Origin of the sequence: Rhodanobacter sp. Root627 (genome assembly GCF_001427835.1) — a bacterium.
In the GTDB taxonomy this organism is placed as follows: Bacteria; Pseudomonadota; Gammaproteobacteria; order Xanthomonadales; family Rhodanobacteraceae; genus Rhodanobacter; species Rhodanobacter ginsenosidimutans.
On record NZ_LMGW01000003.1, the window covers coordinates 273,523 to 288,655 of the forward strand.

General features: G+C 66.8%; 17 protein-coding genes. 10 read left to right on the forward strand and 7 right to left on the reverse strand.

Features of this window, described 5'->3' with window-relative positions:
- Positions 1 to 10: 10 nt before the first annotated feature.
- The 3 genes from ASD68_RS14045 to ASD68_RS14055 all read right to left on the reverse strand — a co-directional run bounded on the left by ASD68_RS14045 (position 11) and on the right by ASD68_RS14055 (position 3,180).
- Positions 11 to 781, reverse strand: a complete 771-nt coding sequence (locus ASD68_RS14045; RefSeq protein WP_056085150.1) for a YgjP-like metallopeptidase domain-containing protein — start codon at positions 779 to 781, stop codon at positions 11 to 13.
- A gap of 131 nt (positions 782 to 912) precedes the next feature.
- On the reverse strand, positions 913 to 1,830 hold the full coding sequence (locus ASD68_RS14050; protein WP_056084614.1) for a recombination-associated protein RdgC: 918 nt from the start codon (positions 1,828 to 1,830) through the stop codon (positions 913 to 915).
- 150 nt (positions 1,831 to 1,980) lie between these two features.
- The gene (locus ASD68_RS14055) at positions 1,981 to 3,180 is read right to left on the reverse strand and encodes an amino acid aminotransferase (protein ID WP_056607872.1); all 1,200 of its coding nucleotides are present in this window, start codon (positions 3,178 to 3,180) and stop codon (positions 1,981 to 1,983) included.
- 224 nt (positions 3,181 to 3,404) lie between these two features.
- Here ASD68_RS14055 and ASD68_RS14060 point away from each other — a divergent pair, with 224 nt between their 5' ends.
- Entirely contained in the window at positions 3,405 to 3,611 is a 207-nt protein-coding gene (locus ASD68_RS14060) for a DUF465 domain-containing protein (RefSeq protein ID WP_040670585.1), read from the forward strand.
- Positions 3,612 to 3,654: 43 nt separating this feature from the next.
- Complete coding sequence (locus ASD68_RS14065) at positions 3,655 to 4,257, forward strand: GNAT family N-acetyltransferase (protein ID WP_056607874.1); 603 nt, start codon at positions 3,655 to 3,657, stop codon at positions 4,255 to 4,257.
- 6 nt (positions 4,258 to 4,263) lie between these two features.
- On the opposite strand, the gene pssA is transcribed toward ASD68_RS14065, so the two are convergent.
- The 3 genes from pssA to ASD68_RS14080 form a co-directional block, all read right to left on the reverse strand.
- The gene (gene pssA, locus ASD68_RS14070; RefSeq protein ID WP_056608094.1) at positions 4,264 to 5,667 is read right to left on the reverse strand and encodes a CDP-diacylglycerol--serine O-phosphatidyltransferase; all 1,404 of its coding nucleotides are present in this window, start codon (positions 5,665 to 5,667) and stop codon (positions 4,264 to 4,266) included.
- 97 nt (positions 5,668 to 5,764) lie between these two features.
- Entirely contained in the window at positions 5,765 to 6,169 is a 405-nt protein-coding gene (locus ASD68_RS14075) for a DUF4156 domain-containing protein (RefSeq protein WP_056084607.1), read from the reverse strand.
- 120 nt (positions 6,170 to 6,289) lie between these two features.
- Positions 6,290 to 9,145, reverse strand: coding sequence for a pitrilysin family protein (locus tag ASD68_RS14080; protein WP_056607876.1), 2,856 nt, complete (start codon positions 9,143 to 9,145; stop codon positions 6,290 to 6,292).
- A 27-nt stretch (positions 9,146 to 9,172) separates the two neighbouring features.
- Between ASD68_RS14080 and ASD68_RS16995 the strand changes: the two genes are divergently transcribed.
- The 8 genes from ASD68_RS16995 to ASD68_RS14115 all read left to right on the forward strand — a co-directional run bounded on the left by ASD68_RS16995 (position 9,173) and on the right by ASD68_RS14115 (position 14,540).
- Positions 9,173 to 9,421: a hypothetical protein gene (locus ASD68_RS16995; protein WP_156458426.1), complete on the forward strand. Its 249-nt coding sequence runs from the start codon at positions 9,173 to 9,175 to the stop codon at positions 9,419 to 9,421.
- Positions 9,418 to 9,624 (forward strand): hypothetical protein, encoded by a 207-nt coding sequence (locus ASD68_RS14085; RefSeq protein WP_056084602.1) that lies wholly within the window; start codon positions 9,418 to 9,420, stop codon positions 9,622 to 9,624. The genes ASD68_RS16995 and ASD68_RS14085 overlap by 4 nt, the downstream gene beginning before the upstream one ends.
- Positions 9,625 to 9,667: 43 nt before the next feature.
- Positions 9,668 to 10,141, forward strand: coding sequence for a tRNA (uridine(34)/cytosine(34)/5-carboxymethylaminomethyluridine(34)-2'-O)-methyltransferase TrmL (gene trmL, locus ASD68_RS14090; protein ID WP_056607878.1), 474 nt, complete (start codon positions 9,668 to 9,670; stop codon positions 10,139 to 10,141).
- Between the two features lie 135 nt (positions 10,142 to 10,276).
- On the forward strand, positions 10,277 to 10,924 hold the full coding sequence (locus ASD68_RS14095; RefSeq protein ID WP_056607880.1) for an SCP2 sterol-binding domain-containing protein: 648 nt from the start codon (positions 10,277 to 10,279) through the stop codon (positions 10,922 to 10,924).
- Positions 10,921 to 12,570, forward strand: a complete 1,650-nt coding sequence (gene ubiB / locus ASD68_RS14100; protein ID WP_056607883.1) for a ubiquinone biosynthesis regulatory protein kinase UbiB — start codon at positions 10,921 to 10,923, stop codon at positions 12,568 to 12,570. Before ASD68_RS14095 ends, ubiB begins: the two co-directional genes overlap by 4 nt.
- Before the next feature lie 138 nt (positions 12,571 to 12,708).
- A complete protein-coding gene (locus ASD68_RS14105) occupies positions 12,709 to 13,428 on the forward strand; it encodes a pseudouridine synthase (protein ID WP_056607885.1) in 720 nt (239 codons plus the stop codon).
- A 99-nt stretch (positions 13,429 to 13,527) separates the two neighbouring features.
- Complete coding sequence (arfB, locus tag ASD68_RS14110) at positions 13,528 to 13,950, forward strand: alternative ribosome rescue aminoacyl-tRNA hydrolase ArfB (protein ID WP_056607887.1); 423 nt, start codon at positions 13,528 to 13,530, stop codon at positions 13,948 to 13,950.
- Positions 13,947 to 14,540, forward strand: a complete 594-nt coding sequence (locus ASD68_RS14115) for a 1-acyl-sn-glycerol-3-phosphate acyltransferase (protein ID WP_056607889.1) — start codon at positions 13,947 to 13,949, stop codon at positions 14,538 to 14,540. Before arfB ends, ASD68_RS14115 begins: the two co-directional genes overlap by 4 nt.
- 6 nt (positions 14,541 to 14,546) lie before the next feature.
- Here ASD68_RS14115 and ASD68_RS14120 read toward each other — a convergent pair whose 3' ends face one another.
- Positions 14,547 to 15,128 (reverse strand): hypothetical protein, encoded by a 582-nt coding sequence (locus ASD68_RS14120; RefSeq protein ID WP_056607891.1) that lies wholly within the window; start codon positions 15,126 to 15,128, stop codon positions 14,547 to 14,549.
- Positions 15,129 to 15,133 lie beyond the last annotated feature (5 nt).

Here is a 15,133-nt window from a genome sequence, read left to right on the forward strand (position 1 = left end):
CCCTGCGGAATCAGTCGGCCACGTCGCCGATCAGCCGGTCGAGTTCCGCCTTCAGCACCGCGCCCTGCTGGCGCAACCAGGCGCGCTGTTCGCGCCAATCCGGGAACAGGTTTTCCACCTGGGTCCAGAACCGTGGCGAATGGTTGCGTACCTTCAGGTGGCACAGCTCGTGCGCCAGCACGTAGCGCAGCGCGGCCGGTGGTGCCAACGCCAGCGCCAGATCCAGGTTGATGCGGTCGCGGGTATCCAGGCTGCCCCACAGGCTTTTCATGGGGCGGATGCGCAGCGAGGTGGGCGCCAGCCCCAGTTGCGGCACGTAGCCGGCCATCCAGCGCGACACGTCGCGGCGGATCTGCGCTTCCAGGTGCGAGGCAAGCAGCCCGCGCGCGATCGGCAGCGCGCGGGTGTGCGGGCGCGGGATGACCAGGGTCAGCCCTTCGGCATGCGACTCGATCTTGGGATAGCTGCCTTCGGCCCAGTCCAGCTCGACCAGCTCGCCGCGCAGCGGGAACGTGCATGGATAGCCCAGCCGCAGCGGCGGCAGCGGCTTCACCATCAGGTTCAGCTCATCGAGTTTCAGCTCCAGCCACTCGGCGTGGCTGCGCAGGAAGGCGCTGACCTGGGCCGGATGGGTGCCGTGCGGATAGGTGACGCGGGCGCCCTTGGGCGTGACCGTGAGGCGCAGCCGGCGGGCGCGCGGGTGCGCGGCCTTCAGCACGCGGATGAGGCGTCCGCCTGCTGTCGACAGTTCCAGCCAATCGCCTTCGAGATGCTGCGCCATGACCTGCCCGTTGTGCCTGCTCGCCTTGCCGGTGGTGGACTGATGGGCGCGGCCGTCCGCCAAGCTTCCACTTGTCGCGGGCCGGCCGCAAGCATGACGCGCGGCCGGGAGCGCAGGGGCGTGACGGCGGTTCAGCTATCGGCGGGGCGCGGCAGGCCGAACCACTCTTCCAGCTTGCCCAGCAGGCGCTCCAGCTCCAGCGTCAGCAGGGCGAAACTGGCGTCCATCTCGGCGTGGGCGTCCTGCTGGCTGTCGCCCAGCTCGTCCATCACCACGTCCAGGAATTTCAGCTTGCGGATGACCAGATCCTCGCCCAGCACGAACGTGATGCGGTCGTCGAAGGTCAGCCCCAGCATGAATACCTGCTTGCCGTTGCGCAGGTGCTCCTTCACTTCCTCGGCATCCAGCTCCTGCCGGCGGCAGCGGGCGATGGCGCCGGTGGCGGTCGCCGGGTCACGCAGTTCGCACTCGTCCCCCAGCGCCAGGCCGGCCGGCAGGTTGCCAGTGGAGAGCCAGTCGGTCATCAGCACGCGCGGGCCTTCCTCCGGCGCCAGCGGCACGGCGGGGAAACTGCCCAGCGCCTCGCGGATCTGGGTCAGCGCGTTCTCGGCCGATTTGCGGCTGGAGGTGTCCAGCACCAGCCAGCCGTTTTTCTTGTCCACATAGGCGGCCATGCGCGAGTTGCGCACGAACGCGCGCGGCAGCAGTTCGGTGAGCAGATCCTCCTTGATCCGCTTGCGCTCGCGGCCGCCGACCTTGCGGCCTTCTTCCTCGGCGATCTTCTGCACCTTGCGTTGCAGCTCGTCGTTGATCACCGCGGCCGGCAGCAACTTGTCCTCGCCACCTACGGTAACCAGGGTGGATTGCTTGACGCTGTGCGTGAGCGGCTCGCCCTCGCCGCGGCCCACCGGCGGCACGAAGCCGCGGGTGAACATCTCCAGCGGGCCGCAGGGGCGCAGGCGATGCTCGGCCAGTGCGTCGTCGAGGCGGTCGAGATCAGTGGCTACGGCGGGGGAAAAGCGGAACAGCGTGAGATTGCGGAAAAACATTCAATGTCCGGATCGGTGCGGCCGAGGGCCGCGGGCGATTGTTTGGGTTCGCGTTGACGTTGTAGGAGCGACTTCAGTCGCGATGCTTTTCGTCCGAGTGGCGAAAGAGCATCGCGGCTAAAGCCGCTCCTACAGGGGTATGGCGAGGTGTCAGCTGACGGCAGCGATGGCCGCCACCACGGCGTCCAGGTTGGCGCGATTCAGCGCGGCCACGCAGATGCGGCCACTGGTCAGCGCGTAGATCGCGAAATCCTCGCGCAGGCGCTCGACCTGAGCCTTGCTCAGCCCCGAGTACGAGAACATGCCGGCCTGCCGGTTGATGAAGTCGAACTGCGGCAGACCCGCCGCCGCCAACCCATCGACCAGGCCCGCGCGCATTTCGTGGATGCGCGTGCGCATGCCGCCCAGCTCGTCTTCCCACGACGCACGCAGCTCGGGGTTGCCCAGCACGCCGGCCACCAGGTACGCACCGTGGGCGGAAGGGCTGGAGTAGATCGAGCGGATGGTGGTCTTGATGCGCGACAGTACCCGTGCGGCCTCGTCGCGGTCACGGCCGACCATGCTGATCGCGCCCACCCGCTCGCCATACAGCGAGAACGACTTGGAGTACGAATTGGCCACGACGAACGCCTCGATACCGGAGGCGGCCAGCAGCCGGATCGCGGTGGCGTCGGCGTCCAGGCCCTTGTCGAAACCCTGGTAGGCGGCGTCGACGAAGGGCAGCAGCTGGCGCTCCTTCATCAGCGCGATCGCCTGCTGCCATTGGGCAGCATCCAGGTCCACGCCGGTGGGGTTGTGGCAGCACGCGTGCAGCAGCACCACGGTGCCCGGCTCCAGCTTGCCCAGGTCCTCCAGCATGCCGGCGAAATCCAGGCCGTGGGTTTCCTTGTCGTAATAGCGGTATTCCAGCAGCTCGAAGCCGGCGGTGCGGAACACCACGTGGTGGTTGCCCCAGCTGGGATTGCTGATGGCGATCTTGGCGCCCGCGCCGGCGGTCTGCCTCAGCAGGTCGGCGGCCACGCGCAAGGCGGCGCTGCCGCCGATGGTCTGCGCCGTGGCCACGCGGCCTTCGGCCAGCAGCGGCGAATCGGCGCCGAACAGCAGTTGCTGGGTCAGCTCGTTGTAGGCCTTCAAGCCGTTGATGGGCAGGTAGCCGCGCGGGCTTTCCGCCTTCGCCAGCGCCTGCTCGACGTCACGCACCGCTTTCATCAGCGGGATCTTGCCCTGCTCGTCGCAATAGATGCCCACGCCAAGATTGATCTTGCCCGGGCGCGGGTCGGCCACGAAGGCCTCGGTCAGGCCCAGGATCGGATCGCCTGGAGCCATTTCAACGGATGCAAAGAAAGACACGAGCAGCCCTCTGGTAAATGGTGGAATGATCAAAACCCGCGGTTGGACGCCAACACCGCTTGCCGCGGCGCCCGGCGATACATGCCGGCAGGCCATCGCGCACTTTACTGCTTTGCACCATGACTTGTCCCGTGACCGGCCCGCCCCGCGGCTGGTCAGATACTGACCAGCCGCGCGCGGCGGCGGTACACTTGCCAACTTCTCCACTTGTCACCGGCCCCGCCATGCAGGTTCAGGATCACGCTGAAATCGCCCACTTGCTCGCCGAGTTGCGGATGGAGCATCGCGATCTCGACGCGGCGATCGAACAGCTGGCCACCACCCTGGGCCGCGACGAACTGCAGCTGACCCGACTGAAGAAACGCAAGCTGCTGCTGAAGGATCACATCTCTCGACTGGAGAGCAAGCTGATCCCCGATCTGGACGCCTGACCGCACCCTGCGGCCCTGCGCCGTACGCCGCTGGAATTCTCCGATGCCACCTCTCGCCCCGATATACCTGCAGGACGACTACGTCGTGCTGGAGCCCCTGAACCTGGATCACGTCCCCGCCCTCGAGGCCGCCGCCGCCGATGGCGAGCTGTGGAACCTGCGGGTCACCAGCGTGCCGCCGCCAGGCCAGGCGCAAACTTACGTCGAAAAGGCACTGCGCGGCCTGGCCGACGGCCACATGCTGCCGTTTGCCGTCCGCGAAAAGCGTAGTGGCGACATCGTGGGCACCACCCGCTTCTATGAAATCGACGCCGAACTGCCGCGCGTCGCCATCGGCTACACCTGGTACGCGAAACGCTGGCAGAAAAGCCACCTCAACACGGCCTGCAAAAGGCTGCTGCTGGAGCATGCTTTCGAGGGGATGGGTTGCGTGGCGGTCGCCTTTCACACTGACGAGTTGAACGAGGATTCGCAGCGCGCCATCGAACGCCTTGGTGCGCAGCGCGAAGGCGTCCTGCGCGCGCAAAAGCGTCGCACCGACGGCAGCCTGCGCAATACGGTGTGCTTCAGCATCCTGGCCGAGGAATGGCCGAACGTGTCGAACTGGTTGGGCATGCGCCTGGACCGGCTGGCCCCGAACGCGTAGAAGCGCCTACAGCAACCGGTTCACCAGCCGGTCCAGCCGCGTGCGGTTAAGCCGCCGCAACAGCTTGCGCACCACCGCGGGGTACTGCCGCGGCCTTTCCAGTGCATGGTAGTCGGACAGCCGCGTGGCGTGTTTTTTCAACGCGGCCCACTCAGCCTGATGCCTGTCATGCAGCAGCCGCTGCGGGTCGCGCAGCAGCAGGCCGTTTTCCAGGTCCAGCGCCCACGCGCGCGGGTTGAGGTTGTTGCCGGTGAGTACGGCCACGTCGTCGTCCACGAACAGGCCTTTCAGGTGGTAGCTGTTGTCGCCGTGGTGCCACAGGTGGATGTTGAGCTGGCCGCTGTCGATCTGCCGGCGGTGGGCGCGGGCAAACCGGCGCAGGTTGTTTTCGTACAGGTAGGGCAGCAGGCCGATGGTCTTGAACGGCTGCTCGGGCGGTATGTAGAAATCATTGGCGGTCTTGTCGCCCACCATCAGGTGGATCTCGCAGCCGCGGCGCAATAGTTGCCCCAGCACCGCCCGCACCGGGCGCGGCAGGTTGAAGTACGGCGTCAGCAGGATCACCCGCTCGCGGGCGCCGCGCAGCGCGGCCAGCAAGGCGTCGTTGAGTGCGTTGTCGGTGCGGCCGAAACCCAGCAGCGGTGTCACTGCTACCGCACCATCGCCCAAGCTGTCGTCGGCGACGGCGTAGGCAGCCTGGTGCAGTGACTGGCGCAGGTCGCGGATGGCCGGCTGCAACGCCTTCGTGGTTGGCGCATCACCGCTGTTCAACCGGCACACGGCGGGGCTGGCGACAAACTGCCGCTCGACGAAGCCGGCCATCGCGTCGGCCAGTTTCGCATCGCGGAACAGGTGGTAGCGGTCAAGCCGATAGCGGCCGTGTCGGGCGAGGTAGACATCGTTGAGGCTGGCGCCGCTGTACAGCACGTTGTCGTCGATGACGAAGCCCTTGAGATGCAGCACGCCGAACAATTCACGGTTCTGCACCGGCACGCCGTAGATGGCCACGCCCGGCCCCAGGCGCCTGGCGTACTCGCGATACATGCCCGCGTTGCCCTCGCTTTTCTGCTTGCCGATCAGGCCGCGGCGGGCGCGATGCCAGTCGACGAACACGGAAATTTCCAGGGCTGGATGACGCGTTTTCGCCGCGTACAGCGCCTCGAGGATCTCGCGACCGCCATCATCGTCCTGCAGGTACAGCGTCACCAGCACGATCCGGCGCGTGGCCTGGGCGATGTGCTGCAACAGCGTGCGGCGAAACGCGGCGGCATCGTCCAGCACCGCGATGGCAGTGGCCGGCACGGCGAAAAAGGGCAACGCATCGAGCGGGTCGGCGCGCTTGCGGCGGAACGGCAGCATGCGTCGCGCGATCCGGCCTGGGGCTTTCAGCAAGGTGGTTTTCGAAGGCATGCGCTTGATCATGCCGGCCATCATCGCAAACCCGCGTGTACGGGCCGGCGTGAAAAAAGGCGCCCGGGGGCGCCTTCGGCGTGCAGGAACGGCCAGCTCAGTTGCCCTTGACCGGGAATGTCTGCGCGCTGCCGGGCGCGGGTGTGGCCGCAGGTGTGGCGGACGAGCGCACCGGGCTGATCGTGCGCGTGCCGCACTGGTAGACGCCCCACGCCTGCGAGCCGTCGGCGGGTTCGGCCAGCGGCTTGACGGTGTCGGCGTGCATCTTGGCGGCCTCGTTGCGGGCCATCACTTCCAGCTCTTCGCGGATCGTCATGCCGTTGCGGTTGACCGGGCCGATGTGGTCCATCACCGAGACGGTGACCTTGCCCAGTTCGTGGCAGGCCGACACGTCGCCATTCCAGGCCGTGCGCACGTTCTTGGCCGCTTCGTCCATGGTGATGCCCCACGTACACGCGCTCAGCGCCAGCACGGGGACGAGCAACAGCAGGTTCTTGCGCATGGAAAACTCCGTGTGTGAAGTGGGCGGAAGGATCGCGCCGCGACCGCGCGGCAAGGCGCCATCGTAGCGCGAGGGCGGTGCCGCGTGCCGGCGATGGCACGCGACATCCCGCCCGCGGGCTTATTTCGGCGCCACCGGCTTGCCGTCGGTATCCAGTACCTGGATGTCACCCAGTTTCAACGCACGGATCGGCGCCTCGACCTTCTTCAGATCACCCACGATCACCCAGGTCAGCTGGTCGGGATGGATGATTTCCTGCGCGGCGGCCTGCACCGAGGCATCGGTCTGCGCCTCGATGCGCGACTTCAGCGTGCGCACGTAATCGTCGGGGCGGTCGTACTGCACGATGTCCTGCAACGCACCCATCACCGCCGAGGTGGTCTGGTAGCCGCCCGGCATGCTGCGCACGTCGCCCACCTTGATCTTGTCGATCTCCTGCTCGGTGAGTGGTTGCGGGCCGATCACCGCGCGGGCCTCCTTCAACAGCTCGGCGATGGACGGCGCGGTCTTGTCGGTCTGCACCGGCGCGTACAGCAGGAACGGGCGCTGGCCCAGGGCGTTCTGCAGGATGCTGAAGGCACCGTAGGCCCAGTGCTTGTCCTCGCGCAGGTTCATGTTGAGGCGCGAGGTGAAGGTGCCGCCGAACGCGCCGTTCATGGTCTGGATCTGCAGGTTGTTCGGCGCCTCGGTGGAGGGCGCCAGGCTGCCGGCCAGGATCAGGCTTTGCTGCGCGTCGGGGCGGTCGATCAGGTAGACGCGTGCATGTGGCGGCGGTGCCACCTTGCCGATGTTCTTCGCCGGCACCTTGCCCGCGGGCGCCTGCCATTGGCCGAATGCGGCGTTCAGGGCCGGGATGATCTTCGCCAGCGTGGTGTCGCCGGCGACCAGGATGCGCACGTTGTCGGGCCGGATGTAGTCGGCCATGAAGCGGCGCATGTCGGCGGCTTGCAGCGCCTTGATCGACGCATCCGTACCCGAGCCGGTGAATGGGATGGCGTAGGCGTGGCCCTTGCCGTACAGCAGCGGCGGCAGGGTGCGCAGCGCGATGCCGACGGGCTGGCTCTTTTCCTGCGCGATGCCGGCCAGCCACTGGCCGCGCACGCGGTCGATATCAGCCTGGCGGAAGGCGGGCTGACGCACGATGTCGGCGAACAGGGCGAGTGACGGTTGCAGATTGTCGTCCAGCGCATTCAACGAGGCGTTGCAGAAATCCAGCCCGCAATCGGTATCGATCAGCGCGCCCAGCCGCTGCTTGCGCTTGGCGATCTCGACCGAATCCAGCTCCCTGGTGCCCTCGTCCAGCATGGACATGGTGAAGCTGGAGGTACCCAGCTTGCGGCCCTGGTCGGCGGCGTAGCCCGCATCGAACAGCAACCGCACCTGCACCGCCGGCACGGTGTGACGTTCGGCCAGCACCACCTCGATGCCGTTGGCCAGGCGGCCGCGCTGCACGGCGGGGAAGCTCAGGTCCGGATAGCTGTCGACCGTGGGCACGCCCTTGCTGCGGTCGACACTGCTGTCGACGACGCGGAAATCACCGGCGGGCGAAAGCACCGGCGCGGGTTTGCCGGGGACGGCGGCCCGGCCGGCGGCCGCGGCGCTGTCGGTGCTATCGACCTTGCCCGGCACCACGGTCAAGGTGTAATCGCCGCGGGCGATCCAGCGGTTCGCGGCGGCGGTGACGCTGGCCGGGGTGGCGGCCATGAACTCGTTGAACTGCTTCAGGTAGGCACCCGGATCACCGTGATAGAGCTGCCCCTGGGCCAGGATCGAGGCCTGCGTGTTGACGCGTTCCAGCCCGCGCACGAAGGAGGCGCGGGTTTCCGTCTTCACCCGCGCCAGCTCGTCGGCGCTGGGACCGTGCGCCAGGAAGTTGCGCCATTCATCGGTGATGGCCGCCTCGACGCGAGCCGGGTCGACACCCTGCTTCACGTCGACCTGCAGCTCGAACAGGCTGGCCAGCGAGTGCTGCTCCACACCCACCGAGACGTCGTCGGCCAGCTTGTCGCGGTAGACCAGCCGCTGGTAAAGCCGCGAGGTCTTGCCGCCGCCCAGCACCGCGGCGGCCAGTTCCAGCTGGGTCTCGTCGGCGCTGCCGCGCGGCGGCACGTTCCACTCGCGGTAGATGCGCGTCTGCGCCACGTTGTCGGTCATGGTGCCGCGGGTGGACTGCTCGCGCGGCGCCACCCACGGTTGCGGCCGCGGCACGCGCGGGCCCGCGGCGATGTCGCCGAAGTACTTCAGCATCTTCTCTTTCGCCACTGCCGGCGTGATGTCGCCGGCCAGCACCACCACCGTATTGGCGGCGCCGTAGTAGTCGCGGAACCACTGCTTCACGTCGCCCAGCGAGGCGGCGTTCAAGTCGGCCATCGAGCCGATGGTGTCGTGGTGGTACGGATGGTTGGCGGGGAACGCCTCGGCCTGGATCAGCTCGCTGGCGCGGCCGTAGGGCTGGTTTTCGCCCTGGCGCTTTTCGTTCTGCACCACGCCGCGCTGCTCGTCGAGCTGCGGCTGGCCGATGGCGCCCAGCAGATGGCCCATGCGGTCGGACTCCATCCACAGCGCCATGTCCAGCGCGGTGGTGGGCACGGTTTCAAAATAGTTGGTGCGGTCGAGCCAGGTGGTGCCGTTCTGGTCAGTGGCGCCAGCCAGTTCGAACGGCTTGAAGAATTCGTCCTTGTGGTTTTCCGAACCCTGGAACATCAGGTGCTCGAACAGATGCGCGAAGCCGGTCTTGCCCTTGGGCTCGTACGAGGAGCCCACGTGGTACCACACGCTCACCGCCACCACCGGCGCCTTGTGATCCTCATGCACCACCACGGTCAGCCCGTTGGGCAGGGTGAACCGCTCATAGTCGAGCGCGGGGATCGTGCTGGCGGCATCGGTGACGGCGGGTGGATCGGCCAAAGCCGGCACGATGCCCACGGAAAAAGTCAGCAAACCGGCAAGCCACAACGCGTGCGTTTTCAGGGTCACGGTAATTCCTTGGCGTGGGTGAGGCCCTTGAGCCTAGGCGGCACGGCGGCCGCAGCGCAACTGGCGCAAGGCACGTCGGGTGAAGGCATGCAAACAGTGTCGTCCGGCAATGTCCGCGCCCGTTCGGACGATGTCCGCGGACATGGCGCGCATTTTCAAGATCGTATCTTTATTCCGCAAAATCATCAGCTTGCGAAGGATAGAAAGGCTGGCACGGCGATTGCTCTTCTGGCCATGCAGGGGTTTTCAATCACGGAAAAGGAAGAGCGATCATGAAATTCGAAACGATGATGTTGCACAGCTTGTTCGCGGCCTGCTTCGCGCTGTGCGTGCTGGTGATGGGCGCGATGCTGCGCGCGCAGCCGGTGGAGCAGCCGGCGTCGGGTTCCTCGGTCACGACGATGCTGCTGGACGCGCCCGACAGCTGCGTGTTGCCACACGACGGCGTGCTTTGCCCGCCATCGACACAGGTGTTGTAAGGCCGACGCAGACGCGGGGGCGACGAATGCCGATAATGGCCGGATGCTCCATATCATCCTGTTTCGTCCCGAGATCCCGCCGAATACTGGCAACGTGATTCGCCTGTGCGCGAATACCGGTGCCGCGCTGCACCTGATCCGCCCGCTGGGTTTTGAACTCGACGATGCGCGGCTGCGTCGCGCCGGGCTGGACTACCACGAGTACGCCAGCGTGGCCGTGCACGACGACTTCGCCGCTTGCCTCGACGCGATCGGCATGCCACGCGTGTTCGCATTTTCCACCCGCGGCCAGGTGGCCCACGTCGACGCGCGTTTCGCCGATGGCGACGCACTGCTGTTCGGCTGCGAAACCGCCGGCCTGCCTGCCGACGTATTCGAGACCATCCCCGCCAACCAGCGCCTGCGCCTGCCGATGTGCCCGAACAGCCGCAGCCTCAACCTGTCGAATTCGGTGGCCGTGGCCGTTTACGAAGCCTGGCGCCAGCTTGGGTTCGTTGGGGCGGGGAATCGGGAATAGAGAATCGGGAATGGGAAAAGCAGATGCCTCGGCATCCGCGCATCCTTCGCGCTGGCGAAATGCCGCTCTTCCGACTCCCCGTTCCCTATTCCCCATTCCCGGCGGCGCAGGCGCCGCCCCGCTACAATCGCCGGGATGAACTCCACGCCCAATACCTGGATGCCGCAGCCGCTGCGCAAGCTGGCCGGTGGCGCGCTGCAAACCGCGCTGAATCACACGTTGTCGCTGGACCCCGATACGCAGCAGAAGCTGGCCGCGTTGAACGGACGCCGCGTGCAACTGCATCTGCGTGGACCGGAGCTGGTGCTGGCGATCACCGTCGACGACGGAAAACTGCTGGTGGGCCCGCCACAGGACGACAGCCAGCTGCGCGTCGCCGCCACGCCGGGCAGCCTGCTGGCGATGCTGTTTCGCCGCGACGACGACGGCATCGCACCGGGCAAGGTGGAGATCGCCGGTGATGCCGAGCTGGCACGCCGGCTGGAGAAACTGGCCAGCAAGTTCGCGCCCGATTTCGAGGAGGCGTTTGCGCGCAGCTTCGGCGACGTGCTCGGTGTACCGCTGGCCAAGGCCGTCCGCCGCGGCCTGAGCCACGCCCGCGAAAGTGCCGCGCATTTCACCGAGGACGGCGCCGACTGGCTGCGCGACGAAGCGCGCGTGGCGCTGGCGCCGGGCGAGGTGGAGGATTTCCTCGACGGCGTGGATCACCTGCGCGAGCGCAGCGAACGGATGGAGTCGCGCGTGCAGCGGCTCATCGCGCGGCTGCAGGGCAGCGCCGCATGACGCCGCTGAAGGTCGTGCCGAGACTGTTGCGGGTGGCCTCGGTACTGCTGGCGTATCGACTGGATGAACTGGTCGACGCCACCCACCTGTACCGTCCGCTGAAACTGCTGCGCCCGTTGCTGGCACGACCGCGTGCCAACGTGGCGCAGCTGTCGCGCGGCGAGCGGTTGCGGCTGGCGCTGACCGAGCTGGGCCCGATTTTCGTGAAGGCCGGTCAGGTGCTGTCCACCCGCCGCGATCTCGTCCCTGCCGATATCGCCGACGAACTGTCGCTGCTGCAGGATCGGGTGACACCGTTCCCCGGCGCCGAGGCCCGCGCCATCGTCGAGCAGCAATTGAACGCCTCGACCGATCAGCTCTACGCGCATTTCGACGAAACGCCGCTGGCCTCCGCCTCGATCGCCCAGGTGCACGCGGCCACCTTGCGCGATGGCCGCGAGGTCGTGGTGAAGGTGCTGCGCCCGGGCATCGACGCGCAGATCGCCCGCGACGTGAAACTGCTGCGCTCGCTGGGCGAACTGGCCCAGCGCTGGCATCCCAACGCCGACAAGATCCGGCCACTGGACGTGGTGGCCGAAGTCGAAAAAATGCTGGAAAACGAGCTGGACCTGCAGCGCGAAGGCGCCAGCGCCAGCCTGCTGAAACGCAACTTCGCCAGCGGCGTGGACCTGTACGTGCCGAGCGTGCACTGGGAACTCACCGCCGCGCGCGTGCTGACCCTGGAGCGGGTGAGCGGCGTCAGCAGCGACGACATCGCCGCCATCGATGCGGCCGGCATCGACCGCAAGGCGCTGGCCGCCAAGGGCGTGCGGGTGTTCTACGAGCAGGTGTTCCGCGACAACTTTTTCCATGCCGATGCGCACCCCGGCAATATCTGGGTGGACACCGCGCGCACCGGCGAGCCGCGTTTCATCGCGCTGGATTTCGGCATCATGGGCTCGCTGCCCGAAGCCGACCAATACTGGCTGGCGCAGAATTTCATCGCCCTGTTCGAACGCGACTACGCCCGCATCGCGCAACTGCACGTGGCCGCCGGCTGGATGCCCGCCACCCTGCGGCTGGATGAACTGGAGGCGGCGGTGCGCACCGTCTGCGAGCCGTATTTCACCCGCCCGCTGTCGCAGATTTCGCTGGCCGAACTGGTGGTGAAACTGTTCCAGACCGCGCGCCGCTTCGAGCTGACCTTGCAGCCGCAACTGATCCTGCTGCAGAAAACCCTGCTCAACATCGAAGGCGTGGGCCGCATGCTCGATCCGGAGATCGACATCTGGGCGGTGGCGCATCCGGTGCTGAAACGCATCCTGCGCGAACGCTACAGCCCGCTGCGCACCCTGCGTGACGTGCGCAAGCGCCTGCCCGAATGGTTGCACCACGCACCGGAGTTTCCCGAGCTGGTGCGCGATGCCCTGCGCCAGGCAGGCAGCGGCGAGCAGCGGGTGGTGAGCGATCCACTGGCGCTTGCCCTGTTGCACGACAACGCCCGGCGCCAGCACAAGCTGCTGGCCTGCGGATTGTTGGGTGGCGCCTTGCTGATCGGCTCGGCGCTGCTGTGGACCTTGGCGCCGCAGCACGGAGTTTGGCCGCCGCTGGGCACCGGCGCAGCCGGCTTGCTGGCCTTCGCGATTGGCTGGCCGCGCTCGCGCTGAGCGCTTGTCATCACCACCTGCGGAAGCGGTTTTTTGTGGGAGCGGCTTCAGTCGCGATGCTCTTGCTCTGGAGCCACAAGCAAGAGCATCGCGACTGAAGTCACTCCCACATGACCCGAATCTTCCTGGCCAATCGACATGCTTGAAATTCTCCATCAGGACGATGCGCTGATCGCGGTGAACAAGCCCGCGAACCTGGCCGTGCACCGTTCGAAGATGGTCGGCAATGCCGACACGTTTCTCGTCGATGAATTGCGCGAGCAGATCGGCGACAGCGTGTACCTGGCGCACCGACTCGACCGCGCCACCAGCGGCGTGCTGCTGGTGGCGCGCAACAAGGAGATCGCGGCTGCGCTGGGCGAGCAGTTCATGGGCCGCACGGTGCACAAGCAATACCTGGTTGTAGTGCGCGGCTGGCCGGAACCAGCTGAAGGCGTGATCGATTACCCGCTGCCCGGCTCACGCGAAACCGGGCCGCGACGCGAGGCACGCACGCGCTACCGCCAACTGGCCACGATCGAGGTACCAATTGCACTGGGTCGCTATCCGCAGCAACGCTACGCCTTCTTGTTGGCCGAACCGGAAAGCGGCCGCTTCCGTCAGATCCGCAAACACCTGGCGCATATCCATCACCCGGTCATCGGCGACTGCCAGCACGGACGCGGCGATCACAATCGCCTGTACAAGCAATATTTCGGCTGTCATCGGATGCTGCTGCATGCGTGGCGGCTCGATTTCCATCACCCGCTGAGCGGCGCGCCGATGACGCTGGAAGCGCCGCTGGACGACGCGTTTGCATCGTTGCTGGCACGGTTCGAATGGTCGTTGCCACAGAATGCCAGCGTCTCCGGCCACTAGAACATTCCCGCGCCGCTCATCCCGAGCGTAGCCGCGCGGCGGCGGCGAGCGGATCGAGCGCGCCTCGCTCCGCGCAACGCTTCCCCCTAAACTTGCCGCATGCTGACTGTCAGCCCCACCCTCTCGCTACCCGAATCCGAACTCGTCGAACGTTTCCTGCGTGCCGATGGTCCCGGCGGGCAGCATGTGAATCGCACCGAAAGCGCGGTGGAGTTGCGGTTCGATGTCATCAACTCGCCCTCGCTGCCGGACGAAGTGCGCGAACGGCTGTTGGCGCGGCGCGACCGCCGGCTCACCGCCGAGGGCGTATTGGTGATCCAGGGTCGGCGTTTTCGCGACCAGGTGCGCAACCGCGACGACGTGCGTGAACGGCTGGCCGAGCTGATTCGCAGCGTGTTGCGGCCACCCAAGAAACGCGTGGCCACCCGCCCCACACGCGCCTCCAAAGAACGCCGTCTGGCTGGCAAACAGCAGCGCGGCAAGATCAAGCAGACGCGTTCGCGCGAATGGAGCTCCGAATGAACGCACCGATGTTGCCACCCACCCCGCCGCTGGCGCCACGCCTCAACAGCCGGTTCTGGCCCTGGCTGGCGCGCGTGATCCTGCGCCTCAGCGGCTGGCGGTTGCTGGGCGAACTGCCGAACCTGCCCAAGCTGATCCTCATCGGTGCGCCGCATTCGTCGTACTGGGATGGCGTTTGGGGGCTGGTGATGAAGGTGGCGCTGGGCGTGGACATCAGCATCATGATCAAGCGCGAAGTGCTGAACGGCCCCTTCGGCATCATCCTGCGACCGCTGGGCATGATCGGCATCGACCGCCGCGCCGCCGCCAACGTGCCCGCGCAGATGGTGCAGCGTTTCGCCGAGCGCGAGCGGATGTGGCTGGGCATCACGCCCGAGGGCACGCGCAAGCCGGTGCGGCGCTGGAAGCAGGGCTTCCTGCGCATCGCCCACGGCGCCAACGTGCCGATCCAGACCCTGTTCCTGGACTACCCCACGAAAACCTTCACGCTGGGCCCACTGGTGCACGCCAGCGGCGACGTGGACGTGGACATGCCCGCGATCCGCGCGTTGTTCAAGCCATACCGGGGCAAGCACCGCAATACGGAGTGAGCGGGCTCAGTCGCCCAGCAACACATACTGGCCGTCCTTGCCGAAGCGTGCCGGTTTCCTGCCGACTCGTGCGCACAGCGAATCGCCGCAACGGTTGATTGCGCCACGCTGCGTCGCCCGCAGGATGTCCTGACCGAAATGCAGTTGCGCCAGTTGCTGCGCGCTGCGGTGGATGGTCCACGCCGCCGAGCCCATGGCCAACAGGGAGCCGAGCAGCAAGGCGACTGCCGCGTTCCAGACCAGGCTGCGCCGCGCGCTGGTCAATCCCCTGCGCTGTTCATCCATCGCCCGGGCAGCCGCCTGGGCGCTGTTGGCACTTTGCTGCAACCGCTGCCGCAGCTCGTCCACGGCTTGTCCGGCGCCTTGGGCTACCGCTTGCTGTGCGTTGTTTCCGATCACCTGCAGTGCGCGCTCCGCGAACCGCTCGCCACCCGCATCCAGACGGCTCACACCTTGCTCGAGCGCAGCGGTTGCCGCTTCGATCCTTAGCACGGTGTGCGCGTTGCGTGACTCCAGACGATCGGCAATCGCCATCAATCGGATCAATGCCTGCCGCACCGTCTCGACATCATCAGCGGAACTATCCATGGCCA

Coding starts and splice junctions, on each gene's coding strand:
- ASD68_RS14045 (WP_056085150.1), bottom strand. CDS start 781: ATGGCGCAGCATCTCGAAGGCGATTGGCTGGAACTGTCGACAGCAGGC.
- ASD68_RS14050 (WP_056084614.1), bottom strand. CDS start 1,830: ATGTTTTTCCGCAATCTCACGCTGTTCCGCTTTTCCCCCGCCGTAGCC.
- ASD68_RS14060 (WP_040670585.1), top strand. CDS start 3,405: ATGCAGGTTCAGGATCACGCTGAAATCGCCCACTTGCTCGCCGAGTTG.
- ASD68_RS14065 (WP_056607874.1), top strand. CDS start 3,655: ATGCCACCTCTCGCCCCGATATACCTGCAGGACGACTACGTCGTGCTG.
- pssA (WP_056608094.1), bottom strand. CDS start 5,667: ATGCCTTCGAAAACCACCTTGCTGAAAGCCCCAGGCCGGATCGCGCGA.
- ASD68_RS14075 (WP_056084607.1), bottom strand. CDS start 6,169: ATGCGCAAGAACCTGCTGTTGCTCGTCCCCGTGCTGGCGCTGAGCGCG.
- ASD68_RS14085 (WP_056084602.1), top strand. CDS start 9,418: ATGAAATTCGAAACGATGATGTTGCACAGCTTGTTCGCGGCCTGCTTC.
- trmL (WP_056607878.1), top strand. CDS start 9,668: ATGCTCCATATCATCCTGTTTCGTCCCGAGATCCCGCCGAATACTGGC.
- ASD68_RS14095 (WP_056607880.1), top strand. CDS start 10,277: ATGAACTCCACGCCCAATACCTGGATGCCGCAGCCGCTGCGCAAGCTG.
- ubiB (WP_056607883.1), top strand. CDS start 10,921: ATGACGCCGCTGAAGGTCGTGCCGAGACTGTTGCGGGTGGCCTCGGTA.
- ASD68_RS14105 (WP_056607885.1), top strand. CDS start 12,709: ATGCTTGAAATTCTCCATCAGGACGATGCGCTGATCGCGGTGAACAAG.
- arfB (WP_056607887.1), top strand. CDS start 13,528: ATGCTGACTGTCAGCCCCACCCTCTCGCTACCCGAATCCGAACTCGTC.
- ASD68_RS14115 (WP_056607889.1), top strand. CDS start 13,947: ATGAACGCACCGATGTTGCCACCCACCCCGCCGCTGGCGCCACGCCTC.
- ASD68_RS14120 (WP_056607891.1), bottom strand. CDS start 15,128: ATGGATAGTTCCGCTGATGATGTCGAGACGGTGCGGCAGGCATTGATC.